The sequence below is a fragment of the Brevibacterium sp. genome, assembly GCF_052105255.1.
Classification (GTDB): domain Bacteria; phylum Actinomycetota; class Actinomycetes; order Actinomycetales; family Brevibacteriaceae; genus Brevibacterium; species Brevibacterium linens_B.
In genome coordinates, this window is the sequence record NZ_JBQDYQ010000006.1 from 40,145 (window position 1) to 54,031 (window position 13,887).

General features: G+C 66.2%; 11 protein-coding genes and 1 pseudogene. 9 read left to right on the forward strand and 3 right to left on the reverse strand.

Annotation, left to right across the window (positions count from 1 at the left end):
* Positions 1-78: 78 nt before the first annotated feature.
* The 6 genes from ACTIIH_RS03535 (at position 79) to ACTIIH_RS03560 (ending at position 6,647) form a co-directional block, all read left to right on the forward strand.
* Positions 79-993 carry a GTP pyrophosphokinase gene (locus tag ACTIIH_RS03535; RefSeq protein ID WP_441450493.1) on the forward strand — a complete coding sequence of 305 codons (915 nt, stop codon included), beginning with the start codon at positions 79-81 and terminating at the stop codon, positions 991-993.
* A gap of 124 nt (positions 994-1,117) precedes the next feature.
* Positions 1,118-1,996: a DUF5926 family protein gene (locus tag ACTIIH_RS03540; RefSeq protein ID WP_441450494.1), complete on the forward strand. Its 879-nt coding sequence runs from the start codon at positions 1,118-1,120 to the stop codon at positions 1,994-1,996.
* Between the two features lie 81 nt (positions 1,997-2,077).
* Entirely contained in the window at positions 2,078-2,851 is a 774-nt protein-coding gene (locus tag ACTIIH_RS03545; protein WP_441450495.1) for a glycosyltransferase family 2 protein, read from the forward strand.
* Positions 2,848-3,786 carry a prephenate dehydratase gene (pheA, locus tag ACTIIH_RS03550; protein ID WP_441450497.1) on the forward strand — a complete coding sequence of 313 codons (939 nt, stop codon included), beginning with the start codon at positions 2,848-2,850 and terminating at the stop codon, positions 3,784-3,786. The genes ACTIIH_RS03545 and pheA overlap by 4 nt, the downstream gene beginning before the upstream one ends.
* A gap of 186 nt (positions 3,787-3,972) precedes the next feature.
* Positions 3,973-5,811, forward strand: a complete 1,839-nt coding sequence (locus ACTIIH_RS03555) for an FAD-binding dehydrogenase (RefSeq protein WP_441450499.1) — start codon at positions 3,973-3,975, stop codon at positions 5,809-5,811.
* The gene (locus ACTIIH_RS03560) at positions 5,808-6,647 is read left to right on the forward strand and encodes an SDR family NAD(P)-dependent oxidoreductase (protein ID WP_441450501.1); all 840 of its coding nucleotides are present in this window, start codon (positions 5,808-5,810) and stop codon (positions 6,645-6,647) included. The genes ACTIIH_RS03555 and ACTIIH_RS03560 overlap by 4 nt, the downstream gene beginning before the upstream one ends.
* 84 nt (positions 6,648-6,731) lie before the next feature.
* Here the strand turns inward: ACTIIH_RS03560 and ACTIIH_RS03565 are convergent, their stop codons facing one another.
* Complete coding sequence (locus tag ACTIIH_RS03565) at positions 6,732-7,664, reverse strand: NAD-dependent epimerase/dehydratase family protein (RefSeq protein WP_441450502.1); 933 nt, start codon at positions 7,662-7,664, stop codon at positions 6,732-6,734.
* A gap of 33 nt (positions 7,665-7,697) precedes the next feature.
* Positions 7,698-8,429, reverse strand: coding sequence for an enoyl-CoA hydratase (locus ACTIIH_RS03570; protein ID WP_441450504.1), 732 nt, complete (start codon positions 8,427-8,429; stop codon positions 7,698-7,700).
* Between the two features lie 257 nt (positions 8,430-8,686).
* Between ACTIIH_RS03570 and ACTIIH_RS03575 the strand changes: the two are divergent.
* From ACTIIH_RS03575 to clpB, 3 genes and pseudogenes are all read left to right on the forward strand, one after another.
* Positions 8,687-9,262, forward strand: a pseudogene (locus ACTIIH_RS03575) (cation:proton antiporter domain-containing protein); the annotation flags it as partial.
* 284 nt (positions 9,263-9,546) lie between these two features.
* Positions 9,547-9,711 (forward strand): hypothetical protein, encoded by a 165-nt coding sequence (locus ACTIIH_RS03580; protein ID WP_441450548.1) that lies wholly within the window; start codon positions 9,547-9,549, stop codon positions 9,709-9,711.
* 185 nt (positions 9,712-9,896) lie between these two features.
* On the forward strand, positions 9,897-12,503 hold the full coding sequence (gene clpB / locus ACTIIH_RS03585) for an ATP-dependent chaperone ClpB (protein ID WP_441450506.1): 2,607 nt from the start codon (positions 9,897-9,899) through the stop codon (positions 12,501-12,503).
* Between the two features lie 216 nt (positions 12,504-12,719).
* Here clpB and ACTIIH_RS03590 read toward each other — a convergent pair whose 3' ends face one another.
* Positions 12,720-13,748, reverse strand: coding sequence for an HTTM domain-containing protein (locus tag ACTIIH_RS03590; protein WP_441450546.1), 1,029 nt, complete (start codon positions 13,746-13,748; stop codon positions 12,720-12,722).
* Between the last annotated feature and the right edge of the window lie 139 nt (positions 13,749-13,887).

Below are 13,887 nucleotides of genomic sequence, written 5' to 3' on the forward strand. Positions count from 1 at the left end.
GCAACTTCAGCGTCGAAGCCATAGACATCTCCCCTCTCTTCTGGTGAAGTTGAATCAGGAGCTAGGAAGGTGACGAGGATGTCAGCAACTGTCCGTGAATTGGTCGACGAAGCCTACGACCGGCGTGAGTCCACCTGGAGAGCCGCCCTCGAGACGGTCAACGACTGGGTCGAGTCCGTCCGTGCTCCGTCCGCTCTGCTCTCCGGGGACCGAATCCGCGTCGTCGACGGTCGGATCAAGGATCGGCTGCGCACGGGCGAGAAGCTGCGCCGCAAGCTCGCCGATGCCAATGACGAGATCCACGAATCCGTCGAGGTCGAGAATCAGGTCATCGATGTCGTCGGGGCCCGCGTCATCTGCCGCACCGAACGCGAACAGTCGGCCCTGTGGGATCTGCTCACCGAGGTGAGTGACGATACGAACCTCTCCATCGCCGAGGTGCGCGACTACTCCGCGACCCCGAAGCCCTCGGGATACCGCGGCCGCCACCTCATCGTCGAGGTCCCCTTCGACTCCGAACCCTCCGTCCTCGTCGAACTCCAGCTGCGCACGATCATGCAGGACGCGTGGTGCGTGCTGGCCGAGGAGCAGCTGTTCAAACCCGGCCAGGCCCTGAAATCCGATCCCCAGCAGGAGCGGCTGTCGGTCATCCTCGCCGGACTCATGGCGCAGGCCGATTCCGTGGCCGGCTACATCGCCGATGACGTCGGCGCGTATCTGGGCATGGGCAATTCCGCCCCTCCGCGAGCCTTCGCCGAGGCGGACGAACCGACCGATCCGGCCATCGAGGTCACCATCCGCGAGCTCAACCACTCCTATGTCCTCGCCGCCGACGAGGTGGGCCGCCACGGCATCATCCGGCTCGAGACACTCGGGCTGACTCCCGACAATCCGGAGCGCTCGACCTTCCCCCATCCCGGCGACAAGCTGCAGGTGCGGATGGACGAGTCGAACACCACGCGCTACTTCATCCCCGTCGGCCACGAGAGCTGAACGGCCCCGCATCGGCTCGGACAGACTGTGCTCAGTCACATTCGATGCCTCTGACCCCGCCGCCACAGGCACGCCTGCGAACCCAACAGCCTGGCACGCGCTCCACCGACTAGACTTGCGTCCCATGGGAAAGAAGTCGAAGCGCTCCAAGGAAGAACTCATCGCCAAACGCCTCGCCAGGGCGCAGGCCACGGCATTCGTCGCGCGTCCGTTCGCGGACCTGCCGTTCGAAGCCGACCTCATCTGCCTGCGTGAGCTCGTGCCCGCGGCCACCGCAACCGCGAAGCTCACCGAGGAATACGGCGGCCACGAAGTGACCATCACGTCCCTGCTGCCCGCCGCATGGCAGGCCTGGCGCCGCGACGACGGTGAGATCCTGGCCGGAATGCAGGTGCCTGTGTCCTCGACCGACGCCTCGCGCGATGTCGCCCGCGGGCTCTTGGCCGCCGTCGCCGCCGAACCCGGCACCTCCATCGAAGCGACGACCGAACCCGGTGAGGGCCCCCGCCTGCAGGACATCCTCGACACCTCCCATCCGTTCGACGTCCGCGTGCTCGAGAACTTCGACTACTGGGCCCTGCCCGAAGCCGAATCCGATGCCGACGTCGCCGCCGCCCTCCAGCAGGCCAACGACTCCGTGGCCCCGACCGAGAAGCTCGCCTCCGTCGACTCCGCCTACTGGACCGAGATGTCCGGCCGCACCTACGTCCGCTGGGCCCGCCCCGAAGGCGAAGACCGCGTCGTCGATGCGATGGCCCGCCTGCAGGCCGAGAACGCCAACGACCTCGGCGGAATCGGCACCTTCCTCGGCTACTTCCGCGCCCACGGCATTATCGTCCCCGTCTGGGAACTCGAGTTCGGCACCCAGGTCGACGACGTCGAAGAGCCCATCACCACATTCGGCAAACGCCTCGACGAGGCGCTGAACACGACCGAGCCGATGAGCACCGAGGCCCGCCGCGTCCGCTCGGGCATCGTGTCCCGCCAGCTGACCATCCACTGATATCCGTCACCACCCCATCACCGAGGCGGGCCCCGGAAACGGTGTCCCGCCTCGGTGCCGGTGACGGACAGGAGAACCGACATGAGCGCACAGCCGCACCCCGCCCCCGAGGCGGTCGCCGCCATCATCCCCGCGATGAACGAATCCCAGCGGATCGGTGCCACCGTCGCTGCGGCCAAGCGGATCCCCGGGGTCGACATGGTCCTCGTCGTCGACGACGGATCGGCCGATGACACGGGCACCCTGGCTCGCCGGGCCGGCGCCGAGGTCATCACCCACCCGAAGAACAAGGGCAAGGCCGCGGCCATGATGACCGGGGCCTTCGCTGTGCGCAATCGGGAGATCTCCGATGCGGACCCGGGCGTCGACCCGCACCACCGGGCGCTGCTGTTCATCGACGGCGACCTCGAGGACTCTGCCGTGGGTACCGCTCCCCTGGCCGAGCCCGTGCTCGCCGGTCGGGCGGACATGACGATCGCGATCCTGCCCGCGCAGAAACGCAAGGGCGGAGGCTTCGGCTTCGTCGTCGGACTGGCGAAGAAGGGCATCGCCGAACTCTCCGGATTCGACGCCACCCAGCCCCTGTCGGGAATGCGCTGCCTGTCGAGGGAGGCCTTCGATGCGGCCCTTCCCTTCGCCGCCGGATGGGGCGTCGAGGCGGCCATGACCATCGACGTCGTGGGTGCCGGACTGCGCGTCGAAGAGGTCGAATGCGACCTCCACCACCGCGTCACCGGGCGCGATCTCAAGGCCCAGCTGCACCGTGCCGCGCAGTACCGCGACGTCGCCCGCGCGATCCTCGTCCGCCGCCTCCGCGCGAAGCGGAACCGTAACCAGAAGGAGACCGGCAAGTGAGCCTCAACCGTTTCGCCTACCTCGGCCCTGAGGCCACCTTCACCGAGGCGGCCCTGCTCAGCTTCCTCGACTCCCGGAACCTGCGCGCCGAGGCCACGACGCATCCGATGCGCAACGCCCCCTCGGCACTCGACGCGGTGCTCGAGGGAGACTGCGATGCCGCGGTCGTGCCGGTCGAGAACTCGCTGGAAGGCGGAGTGCCCGCCACGATCGATGCGCTCACCGAGAACGGGCGCCTGCAGATCATCGCCGAGGTGGTCGTGCCCGTCCGCTTCGTCCTCGCCGTGAAACCCGGCACCACCAGGGAGGAGATCTCCTCCTTCGGTTCGCACCCGCACGGCGAGGCACAGGTGCGGGCGTTCATGAACGAGAACTTCCCCGAAGCCGTCTACCTGCCGACCTCCTCGACTGCCGCTGCCGCCCGGGATCTGGCCAATGATGCCGGTGACCATATGGCTGCCGTCTGCCCGGCGCTGGCCGCCCAGCGCTATGGACTCGAAGTCGTCGCCGAGGACATCGGCGACCGCAAAGACGCCGTCACCCGATTCGTCGTGGTCACCCGCCCGGGCCCTCTGCCCGCTCCCACCGGTGCCGACAAGACGACCATCGTCGCGGCCCTGCGTTCGGACCGGGCGGGTTCGCTGCTCGAACTGCTCGAACAGTTCTCCAGCCGCGGGGTGAACATGTCCCGCATCGAATCCCGTCCCACCGGTGACGGGCTGGGCCTCTACCAGTTCTCGATCGACCTGCTCGGACACATCCATGAGGCACGGATGGCCGAGGCCCTGCAGGGTGTCCACCGGGCGGCCCTCAAGCTGCACTTCCTCGGTAGCTACCCGAGCTCCGACGGAGCAGTGGTGCCGGTCGACCCGACGACGACGGACGAGTCCTTCGCCGCAGCCGCCGACTGGCTGGAACGCACCCTCGAAGGCTGATGGACGCTGGCCGAAATTGCGCCTGACTGCGGACCGCCTGTGCCTCTTCACACCGGGAACGTCTGCAATACTGAGGTCTACTGGTAAGTAAGTGTGCGCAGATTGTCAGAACACGGCCCGTTCCGGACAATATGCGCACACTTAACATCGGTTCACCAGCTGACAGAGACGACAGAGGAGTCGACGATGGGTTCTTTAGACAGCACGGGCTCGTCCCACGCACCTGGTGACGGCAGAGACAGCGCCGGACCCGGTGATCATTCCGCCCCGGATCGCCGCTTTCCCGATGCGATCGTCGTCGGGGCTGGACTCGCCGGTCTCGTCGCCGCCCACGAACTCATCCAGGCCGGCAAACGCGTGCTCATCCTCGACCAGGAGAACCGCGCCAACCTCGGCGGACAGGCGTTCTGGTCCCTCGGCGGACTCTTCCTCATCGACTCCCCCGAACAGCGGCGACTGCGCATCCACGATTCGCTCGAACTCGCCAAGGACGACTGGGCCACCTCGGCGGGATTCGACCGGGAGGACGATCATTGGCCCCGGAAATGGGCGGAGGCCTACCTCGAGTTCGCCGCCGGGGAGAAGCGCCAGTACCTGCGCGACCTCGGCTTACGCCTGACACCGATCGTCGGGTGGGCCGAACGGGGAGGCTCCGGTGCGGGTGAACACGGCAATTCCGTGCCGCGGTTCCACCTCACCTGGGGCACCGGCCCCGAGGTGGTCCGGGTCTTCCGCGAACCCGTCGAGACCGCGGAGGCCGCCGGACTCGTCGAGTTCGCCTTCCGTCACCGCGTCGACGAACTCATCACCGAGGATGGGGCCGCCGTCGGGGTCCGCGGGCGGACACTCGCACCCAGCCACACCGCCCGCGGAGTCGAATCGAACCGCGACGAACTCGCCGACTTCGAACTCCGAGCACCCGCCGTCATCGTCACCACCGGCGGCATCGGACACAATTTCGAACTGATGAAGAAGTACTGGCCGGTCGACCGCCTCGGCGAGTTCCCGGACACGATGCTCGCCGGAGTGCCCGCTCATGTGGACGGCCGGATGCTGCAGATCGCCGAGGTTGCCGGAGCCAGCCTCATCAACCGGGACCGGATCTGGGCGTATACGGAGGGCATCGAGAACTGGAACCCGATCTGGCCGGGGCACGGGATCCGCATCATTCCGGGGCCGTCGTCGATGTGGTTCGATGCCGAGGGCAATCGGTTCCCTGCGCCGAACTATCCCGGCTTCGATACGAATCGGACGATGCGCACGATCCTTGAGACCGGGCACGACTATTCGTGGTTCGTGCTCAACGAGTCGATCATCCGCAAGGAATTCGCGCTCTCCGGTTCGGAGCAGAATCCGGACCTCACGGAGAAGGACATTCGGATCACGCTCGATCGGGTTCGCTCCTCCGATGCGCCGGGGCCGATCGAGGCTTTCAAGAAGTACGGCTCCGACTTCGTCGTGGCAGACACGACCGAGGAACTGGTCGCGGGAATGAATGAACGCTCCCGCGGACCGATCATCGACCACGACCACCTCATCGCACAGATCCGGCAGCGGGATCGGCAGACCGAGCATGCGTTCTCGAAGGACGCGCAGGTCCAGGCCATCCACAATGCGCGGTCCTATCTGGGCGACAAGATCGTGCGTGCGGTCAAACCGCACAAGATCCTCGACCCGGGACACGGTCCGCTCATCGCTGTGCGTCTGAGCCTGCTTTCACGCAAGACCCTCGGCGGACTGGAGACGAACCTCGACGGGCAGGTGCTGGCGGGAGCCGTCACTGGTGACAGCGCAGGTGGCACAGACTCGAACACACCGATCCCGGGCCTCTACGCCGCCGGCGAGGTCACCGGTTTCGGGGGCGGCGGAATGCACGGGTACAACGCGCTCGAGGGAACGTTCCTCGGCGGGTGCATCTTCTCCGGCCTGCGCGCCGGCCGTGCCGCAGCCGGACAGGAGGGTCGTGCGGTGACATCTGCGCAACCGGAAAGCGGGTCTGCACAAGGCGAAGCAGGCCACTCGTGACCGGCAGCAAGCGTACAGCCCTCACCATCTTAGTCACCGGCGGCACCTCGGGAATCGGCAGAGCCGTCGCCGAGGCGCTGGCGGCGAAAGGCTGCACGGTGCTGGCAACCAGCCGGAACCCGGACCACATCTGCCCTGCCGACCGGATCCCCGGCGTCAGTTATCTTCCGCTGGACCTCGCCGACCCGGATGGCCCCGACCGACTGGCCGCAGAGCTCGACGGGCGCGGTCTGCTCGAGAGCATCGATGTGCTCATCAACAATGCCGGGGAGAGCCAGTCGGGTCCCTTCGAAGAGCTGCCGGCCGAGGCGATCGAACGGCTCTTCCGCACGAATGTGTTCGGGCCGGTTCGCTTGAGCCAGCTCGTTCTGCCCGGAATGCGTGCGCGGCGGGCGGGACGCATCATCATGGTCGGGTCGATGCTCGCCAGCTTCCCTTTGGCCCACCGCAGTTCGTATTCTGCGGCGAAGGCGGCTCTGCGCGCTTTCGCCACGGCGGCTCGGCAGGAGCTCTCACCCTTCGGCGTATGGGTGAGCACCGTCGAACCGGGATCGATCGCCACAGGTATCGGGCTGCGACGGACGAAGTACCTCGACGAGGGGTCGCCCTTTACGCAGGACGTGACGACGATGCTCCAGCATCTCGACGCCAACGAGCGCGGAGGCATCCCTGCTGAGAAGGTCGCGGCCACGATCGTCGATGCGATCATCGCGCCGAGGCCGCGAGAATTCTATGCCGTCGGCAGCAGAGCACCGCTGCCGTTCCTTCTGGGGCGTGCGCTCTCGCGCGAGCTTGTATCGAAAATCGTCGCCGCCCAGCACGGCCTCAAGCGGTAAGCCCCTCAGTCGCCGGGTCCGGTGGATTGCTCTACCCCTGATGTCCGACTGAAGCGCTGAACCTGGTGGCTGGGCCCCAGCGTCCTACTGCAGGCGGGACGGAATGAGGTGTTGTGTAGTCGAGATGCCGAGCACCCGCTGCTGCCGCGACAGGTTGTACGTCCGATCGGACTGCAGGTACTTGACGAGGAAGAGCTTCGCTTGGTCCCCGCGCTTGAACACGCCCTTGATCTTGAGTCCGAGCTTCGCCGCGACCAGCGCCTTGTCCTTGGCCACGCCTTCGATGACGACCTGGTCGTAGCCCATCCGCGCGAAGTGCGTGACGATCGCCTCTTTGAGCCGGTACGGAATCGGGTCGCCGATATTGAAGGGTCCCGCCGCCGACGGCACGTCGAGGCAGGCGAGAGCGGCCCGCACCACATTGTCGACATGCGTCAGGGTGAGCTTCTGCCGACCGCCGCCGGGCAGCCGCAGCACACCCTTCTTGGCCAGCCTCGCCAGGAACGGCATGAGCATCGTCTCCCCCGGACCGTAGACCGACGCGGGCCGCAGAATCGCGGCATCGGGGCGGATCCTCATGACAAGCTGCTCGGCGAGGGCGTGAGTGCGGGAGTAGGCGTCGGCGAATTCGCTGGGGTCCTTCGGCCCGGCCTCCTCCCACAGCTCGGTGTGGGGTTCGGTCTCGGAGTACACCGTCGTCGAGGACAGGTGGACGATCCGGGCGACCGGGAAGGCGTCGAGGACATGACGCGTGCCCGTCACCTTCACGGCGTAGAGATCGTCGTCATCGGCGCTGACCGAAGAGATTCCGGCACAGTGGAAGACCGAAGTCACGCTCTTGGCCAACGAGGTCACCGACGCGGGAGCGGGTTCCGTGATGTCCCAGTGTTGGAAGTTCACCCCGGGGATCTCGGGGTCTCTCCGGCACAGGGCATAGACCGTTTCGTCCCGATTGGCGAGCGCCCGGGCAATGGCACCACCGATGAAGCCGCTGGCTCCGGTCACTATCACCGACACGACGGTCCCCTTCTCATCGTCACACCCTCCGCCTCAGCGGCGGTGCTGCCACTGCGGTTCCCTCTTGTTCAGGAAGGCATCGATCCCCTCCTGCGCATCGGCCGCGACGGCGTTGTCCGCCATCACCTGCGACATCCGCGCATAGGCATCGGCCACAGGCAGTTCCCGCTGTTCGTAGAACGCAGCCTTTCCTAGGGCAACTGTAGCCGACGAGGCGGACGCGACCTTGCGAGCCAATTCCACGGTGGCCGACTCCAGATCGGCATCGGCGACGACATCCGAGACGAGACCGAACCTCAGCGCATCCTCGGCGGTCACGAAATCACCGGTCAGCAGCATCCGCATCGCCTGCTTCGCCGGCACCGCACGCGACAGTGCCACCATCGGCGTCGAGCAGAACAGCCCGATCTTCACCCCCGGCGTCGCGAACCTGGCGGATTCGGCGGCGACGGCCAGATCGCAGGTCGCCGCCAGCTGGCAGCCCGCCGCCGTGGCCACGCCCTGCACCTGCGCGATCACCGGCTGTGGGACGGATCGGATCAGCTGCATCAGCCGCGCACAGACATCGAACGTGACCTGCTGCGTCTCCAGATCCGCCCCGCGGATCTCGGTGAGGTCATGACCGGAGCTGAACACATGGCCGGCGGTCGACAAGATGACTGCGCGCACATCGGTGCGGTCGGCCACCTCGGTGAGGGTGTCGATGAGGGATTCCATCACCTTAAGCGACAGCGCGTTGCGCGTGGATGGCCGATTGATCGTCACGGATGCGACCCCGTCGTCGAGGTGGACGAATACAATTGATTCCGACATAGCCTCATTCTGCCAAAGGCCACCGGGCCCGGCGCGGAATCTGCTCCGACGATTTCCGCCCGCCTCCGGACCCGTCCGCCCCGAGGGGAGCGGCACGGAAGGACTGGCATGACCACACTGCTGATGATCATCGGATTCGGTGCCGCCACCTCGGTGGTGGTCGGTGTGGGGCAGAAGCTCAAGCTTCCGTGGCCCTGGTCGGGGTGACCGTGGCCGCCGTCGCCGGTTCCGCGGTCTTCCTCATCCCCGGAATCACGATCGCCGCAGCCATCGCGCTCGGCGCGATGCTCGCCCCACCCGACCCGGTCGCTGTCGAAGCCGTGGCCAGCACCGTGTCGATCCCCCGCCGCATCATGTCGACCCTGCAGAGCGAAGGCCTGTTCAACGATGCCGCCTCCCTCGTCATCTTCCAGACTGCGATGGCCGCGGTATTGGCCGGTACCGAAGTGGACTTTGCCGATCTGGCCGTGTCGTTCGCCGTCTTCGCCGTCGTGGCGATCCTCGTCGGTCTGGTCCTGTCCTTCGCCGCCTGGTGGGTGATGGAGAAGATCGATCACACGATCGCTCGGTCCTCCCTGATGCTCGTCCTGCCCTTCGGCGTCTACCTCGTGGCCGAGCACTTCCACGCCAGCGGGGTCATCGCCGTCGTCGTGGCCGCTCTCGAAGTGCGGCGCCGCGATGTCGAGGGGAACTCGGCGGAGCGGGTGACGCAGAATTCGACGTGGCAGGTCCTCGAGATGCTCATCACCGGAATCGCCTTCGGACTCATCGGCCTCGATCTGCGTCTCATCGTCGAATCCGAGCATGCCGACCTCGGGCGAGCGCTGCTCGTCGGCGGCTTCATCGCCGTCGTGGTCGTCGCCGCCCTCGGCATCGACGACGAAGCGGAGAAGGAACATCAGGCGACCAGGGACATCGCACTGCGCGCCTACAAGGCCGCGATGCGCGAGATCAAGAACGATGACACAGCCTGCCCGACGACATCATCGAACCACTGCGCGCGAGGTTCAAAGTCCTGCACGATCAGCTCAGCGGAACCACCGATGACCAGGCGAGTTCGGAGCAGGCGATGGCTTTCAAGGAACACCGGGAGCAGACGTTGGCCGTGCAGAAGAAGGCCATGCAGTCCGCTCGCGCCGAGGTGCTCAAGGCCCGTCGTGAGCGCGGCACCGATCCGGAGGTTGCGGACAAGGTGCTCCACCGCTTCGACCTCCAGTCGGTCATCACCCGGTAGGAACGGGCCGGTCCCGGCTGGGTCTCCGGGCCGGTCCCGGTGGGGCAGGGGCACGCATCCGGGCGGAATGTTTCGACGAAGATTCCTCTGGAAATTCAAAGTTGAGCGGAATAGACTCAACTTTGTCGATGTTGTTCTCGGCGAGAGTTCAAATCAGCCCAGAATTGAAAGAAGGAGATGCGCAGATGGACGCACAGATGACAACCAAATCCCGGGAGGCGCTGCAGACTGCGGTCAACGACGTCGTCGCCCGGCACAACAACCAGATCGAACCGGCCCACCTCGTGGCCGCGCTGCTCAAGCAGCCCGACTCCCTGGCCTCGGCCCTGCTGACGAAGGTCGGCGCCGACCCACAGTCGGTGCTCACCGCGATTGAAGCAGTGATCGACAGGTTCCCCACGGTCAGCGGATCTTCGGTCAGCCAGCCAGGCCTGTCCCGCGCCGGACTCGAGATGATGAACCTCGCGCAGGAGGAGATGACCTCCCTGGGCGATCAGTTCGTTTCGACCGAGCACCTGCTGCTCGCAGCGGCGGCCGGAGATGACGGCGCCGGCGAGACGCTGCGCGCGAATGGGGCGAACCGGGACGCACTGCTTGCGGCCCTGCCCGAACTGCGCGGAGGCAAGAAGGTCACTTCGGAGAACCCCGAGGAGACCATGCAGTCGCTGGAGAAGTTCGGCGTCGACCTTACCGCCGCCGCCCGCGAAGGCAAGCTCGACCCGGTGATCGGCCGCGACAAGGAAGTGCGCCGCGTCGTCCAGGTGCTCTCGCGCAGGACGAAGAACAACCCCGTCCTCATCGGTGATCCCGGCGTCGGCAAGACCGCCGTCGTCGAGGGCCTGGCCCAGCGGATCGTGGCCGGAGACGTGCCCGAATCGCTGCGGGACAAGACGCTGATCAGCCTCGACCTGTCCGCCATGGTCGCCGGCGCGAAGTACCGCGGCGAGTTCGAGGAGCGGCTCAAGGCCGTGCTCGAGGAGATCAAGAACTCCGACGGGCAGATCATCACCTTCATCGACGAGCTCCACACGATCGTCGGAGCCGGCGCCGGCGGGGACTCCTCGATGGACGCGGGCAATATGCTCAAGCCGATGCTCGCCCGCGGCGAGCTGCGGATGATCGGCGCCACGACCCTGGACGAGTACCGCGAGAACATCGAAAAGGACCCCGCCCTTGAGCGCAGGTTCCAGCAGGTGTTCGTCGGAGAGCCCAGCGTCGAGGACACGATCGCGATCCTCCGCGGGCTCAAGGAACGCTACGAGGCGCACCACAAGGTCTCGATCAGTGACAGCGCGCTGGTGGCCGCGGCGACGATGTCGGACCGGTACATCACCGGCAGGCAGCTGCCGGACAAGGCCATCGACCTCGTCGACGAGGCGGCCTCCCGCCTGCGGATGGAGATCGACTCGGCTCCGGTCGAGATCGATGAGCTCCGCCGCGCCGTGGACCGCCTGAAGATGGAGGAAATGGCCCTGTCGAAGGAGAACGATTCCGCATCGGCCGAGCGCCTGACCGCCCTGCGCGCCGACCTCGCCGACAAAGAGGAGGAGTTGCGTTCGCTCGAAGCGACGTGGGAGTCCCAGCGTGCCGGCCTCAACCGGGTCGGTGAGCTGAAGACGAAGCTCGACGAACTGCGCTCGCAGGCCGAGAAGGCTCAGCGCGACACGGACCTCGAGACCGCATCCCGCCTGCTCTACGGGGAGATCCCCGCCGTGCAGAAGGAGATCGCCGAAGCCGAAGCAGCAGAGGCTCAGGCCGAAGCCGGTCAGACCTCGGATCCGATGGTCTCGGACAAGGTCTCGAGCAGCGATATCGCCGAGGTGGTCTCCTCCTGGACGGGCATCCCCGCAGGACGCCTCGTCCAAGGTGAGGTCGAGAAGCTGCTCGAAGCCGAGAACATCCTCGGTGAGCGCCTCATCGGTCAGAAGAACGCTGTCGCCGCGGTCTCCGACGCCATCCGCCGTTCGCGTGCGGGTGTCGCCGACCCCGACCGTCCGACCGGTTCGTTCCTGTTCCTCGGGCCCACCGGTGTGGGTAAGACGGAGCTCGCGAAGTCGCTGGCGGACTTCCTCTTCGACGATGAGAAGGCCCTGATCAGGATCGATATGAGCGAATACGGTGAGAAGCACACCGTGTCCCGCCTCGTCGGTGCCCCTCCGGGCTACGTCGGATACGACGAGGGCGGCCAGCTCACCGAAGCGGTCCGCCGTCGTCCGTACTCCGTCGTCCTGCTCGACGAGGTGGAGAAGGCGCACCCGTCCGTCTTCGACATCCTGCTGCAGGTCCTCGATGACGGCCGCCTCACCGATGGTCAGGGCCGTACGGTCGACTTCAGGAACACCATCCTGATCCTGACTTCGAACCTCGGTTCGCAGTTCCTCGTCGACACGAACCTGTCGACCGAGGAGCAGAGGTCCAAGGTGCTTGATGTCGTGCATTCGACGTTCAAGCCCGAGTTCCTCAACCGGCTCGACGACATCGTGCTGTTCGACGCACTCAGCCAAACCGAGCTCGCGTCGATCGTCGATCTGCAGATCGCGCACATGTCGCGCAGGCTCTCCGACCGCCGGATCTCGCTCGAGGTCACACAGGGTGCCGAGGACTGGTTGGCCCGCGAAGGCTACGATCCGGCGTTCGGTGCCCGGCCGCTGCGCAGGCTGGTCCAGCGCGAGATCGGCGACAAACTGGCCCGCGCCCTGCTGGCCGGCGACATCGTCGACGGGGACACCGTGGTCGTCGACCTGCCCGAGGATCCCGAGGCCACTGGCCTGGTGCTGCGCCCCAAGCGGTAAGGCTCCCGGTCACGCGGGTTCAGCCCAGTCTGAGTTGGAAAGCACATGTTCAAGCATGGGCTTTCCAACTCAGACTGGGCTGTTTCGCTGACCGCAGCGCGGCACAGCACAGAAATGGGACACCCTGCTCTGGATCGCTCACTTTCTTCGGTGGGCATTTCAGAGCAGGGTGTCCCATTTCAGCATCTGCCGGTTGCTGAGTGCTATGCGCGACGGTTACTTGCCGCGAGAGCCTGCGGACGACCGCGTACGAGTCTTCGCAGACCCGCCCTTGGCAGCACCCGAGCCGCCACCAGTGTCACTAGCCCCACCAGCATCCCGCGGCGCCGATGACGTCCACCAGTGCCGCAGGTAGGCGCTGACCTTCGCGAATGAACGGTCGCGGATGAAGATCGCATCGACGGCGATCATCGTCAGCGAGAACCACGGCAGGCCCATGAGCAGCGCGATGCCCAAATGGAAGGACAGGATGCCCAGCAGCGCGATGATGCGGGTGTAGCGGTTGAAGAGCATGAACGGGAAGGCGCACTGGAAGAGGATCGATCCCCACGAGATCGCCACGACCATCGGCCCCCACGCCGTCATCAGGTCCGACAGCACCGGCCACGTGCCGAACTGCTGAGTGTGCAGCGGGTTGTACACGGCGAAACCGTGCTGCCAGGCTTCACCTCCGGCCTTGTACAGACCACCCGACATGTAGATCGCGCACACCTGGAACGCGAGCACGACGATCGCCAGATTGTGGGCCATGATGAGCGCCCAGCGCCACTGACCGCCGTCGTGGTCCGGGAATTCCGGGTTCCTCGCCCGCCGCCTGGCATCGAGGGACCACCGGCGGGTCGTATCGGCGAAGAGCAGGGCGATCATGAAGATCCGGTAGGCATTGTCGCCCTGATCCCCCGCCCCGTCGTTGAGCTCGATGAAGCTCACCCACAGCACGAGGTAGAAGGGCAGGACGATGCGCGTGCGCCAGCCGAGGATGATGACGATCGCCAGCAGCGCAAGTCCGATCATCATCGCGGTGAACAGCGGCGGCACAGTCACCGCCCGGTGGAAGAGGGAGAACAGCCAGATGTTCGGGAAGTCGCTCTTCGGTTCGGCGATCTCGCCGTTCCAGGCCGATCCCACACCGAAGGTGTAATGCCGCGCGCTGAAGTTCGTGAGGATGAGGCCGAGCCCGGTGAGGCCGATGAGGATCCGCGTCACCGCCAGCCCGTAGGTCGCGTGGTACCGCCCGGTGAGCATCTCCTCGAGCCAGTCCCACCCCTGCGCGAGCTTCGTCCGCACCAGGGTCGTCACCGGGACCAACCCGAATTCAGGAGCCGAATCACGCGCCGAGGCGGTCGTGCCGGTCCGCTGGTCCGTGACCTGGGCGTCACGATCG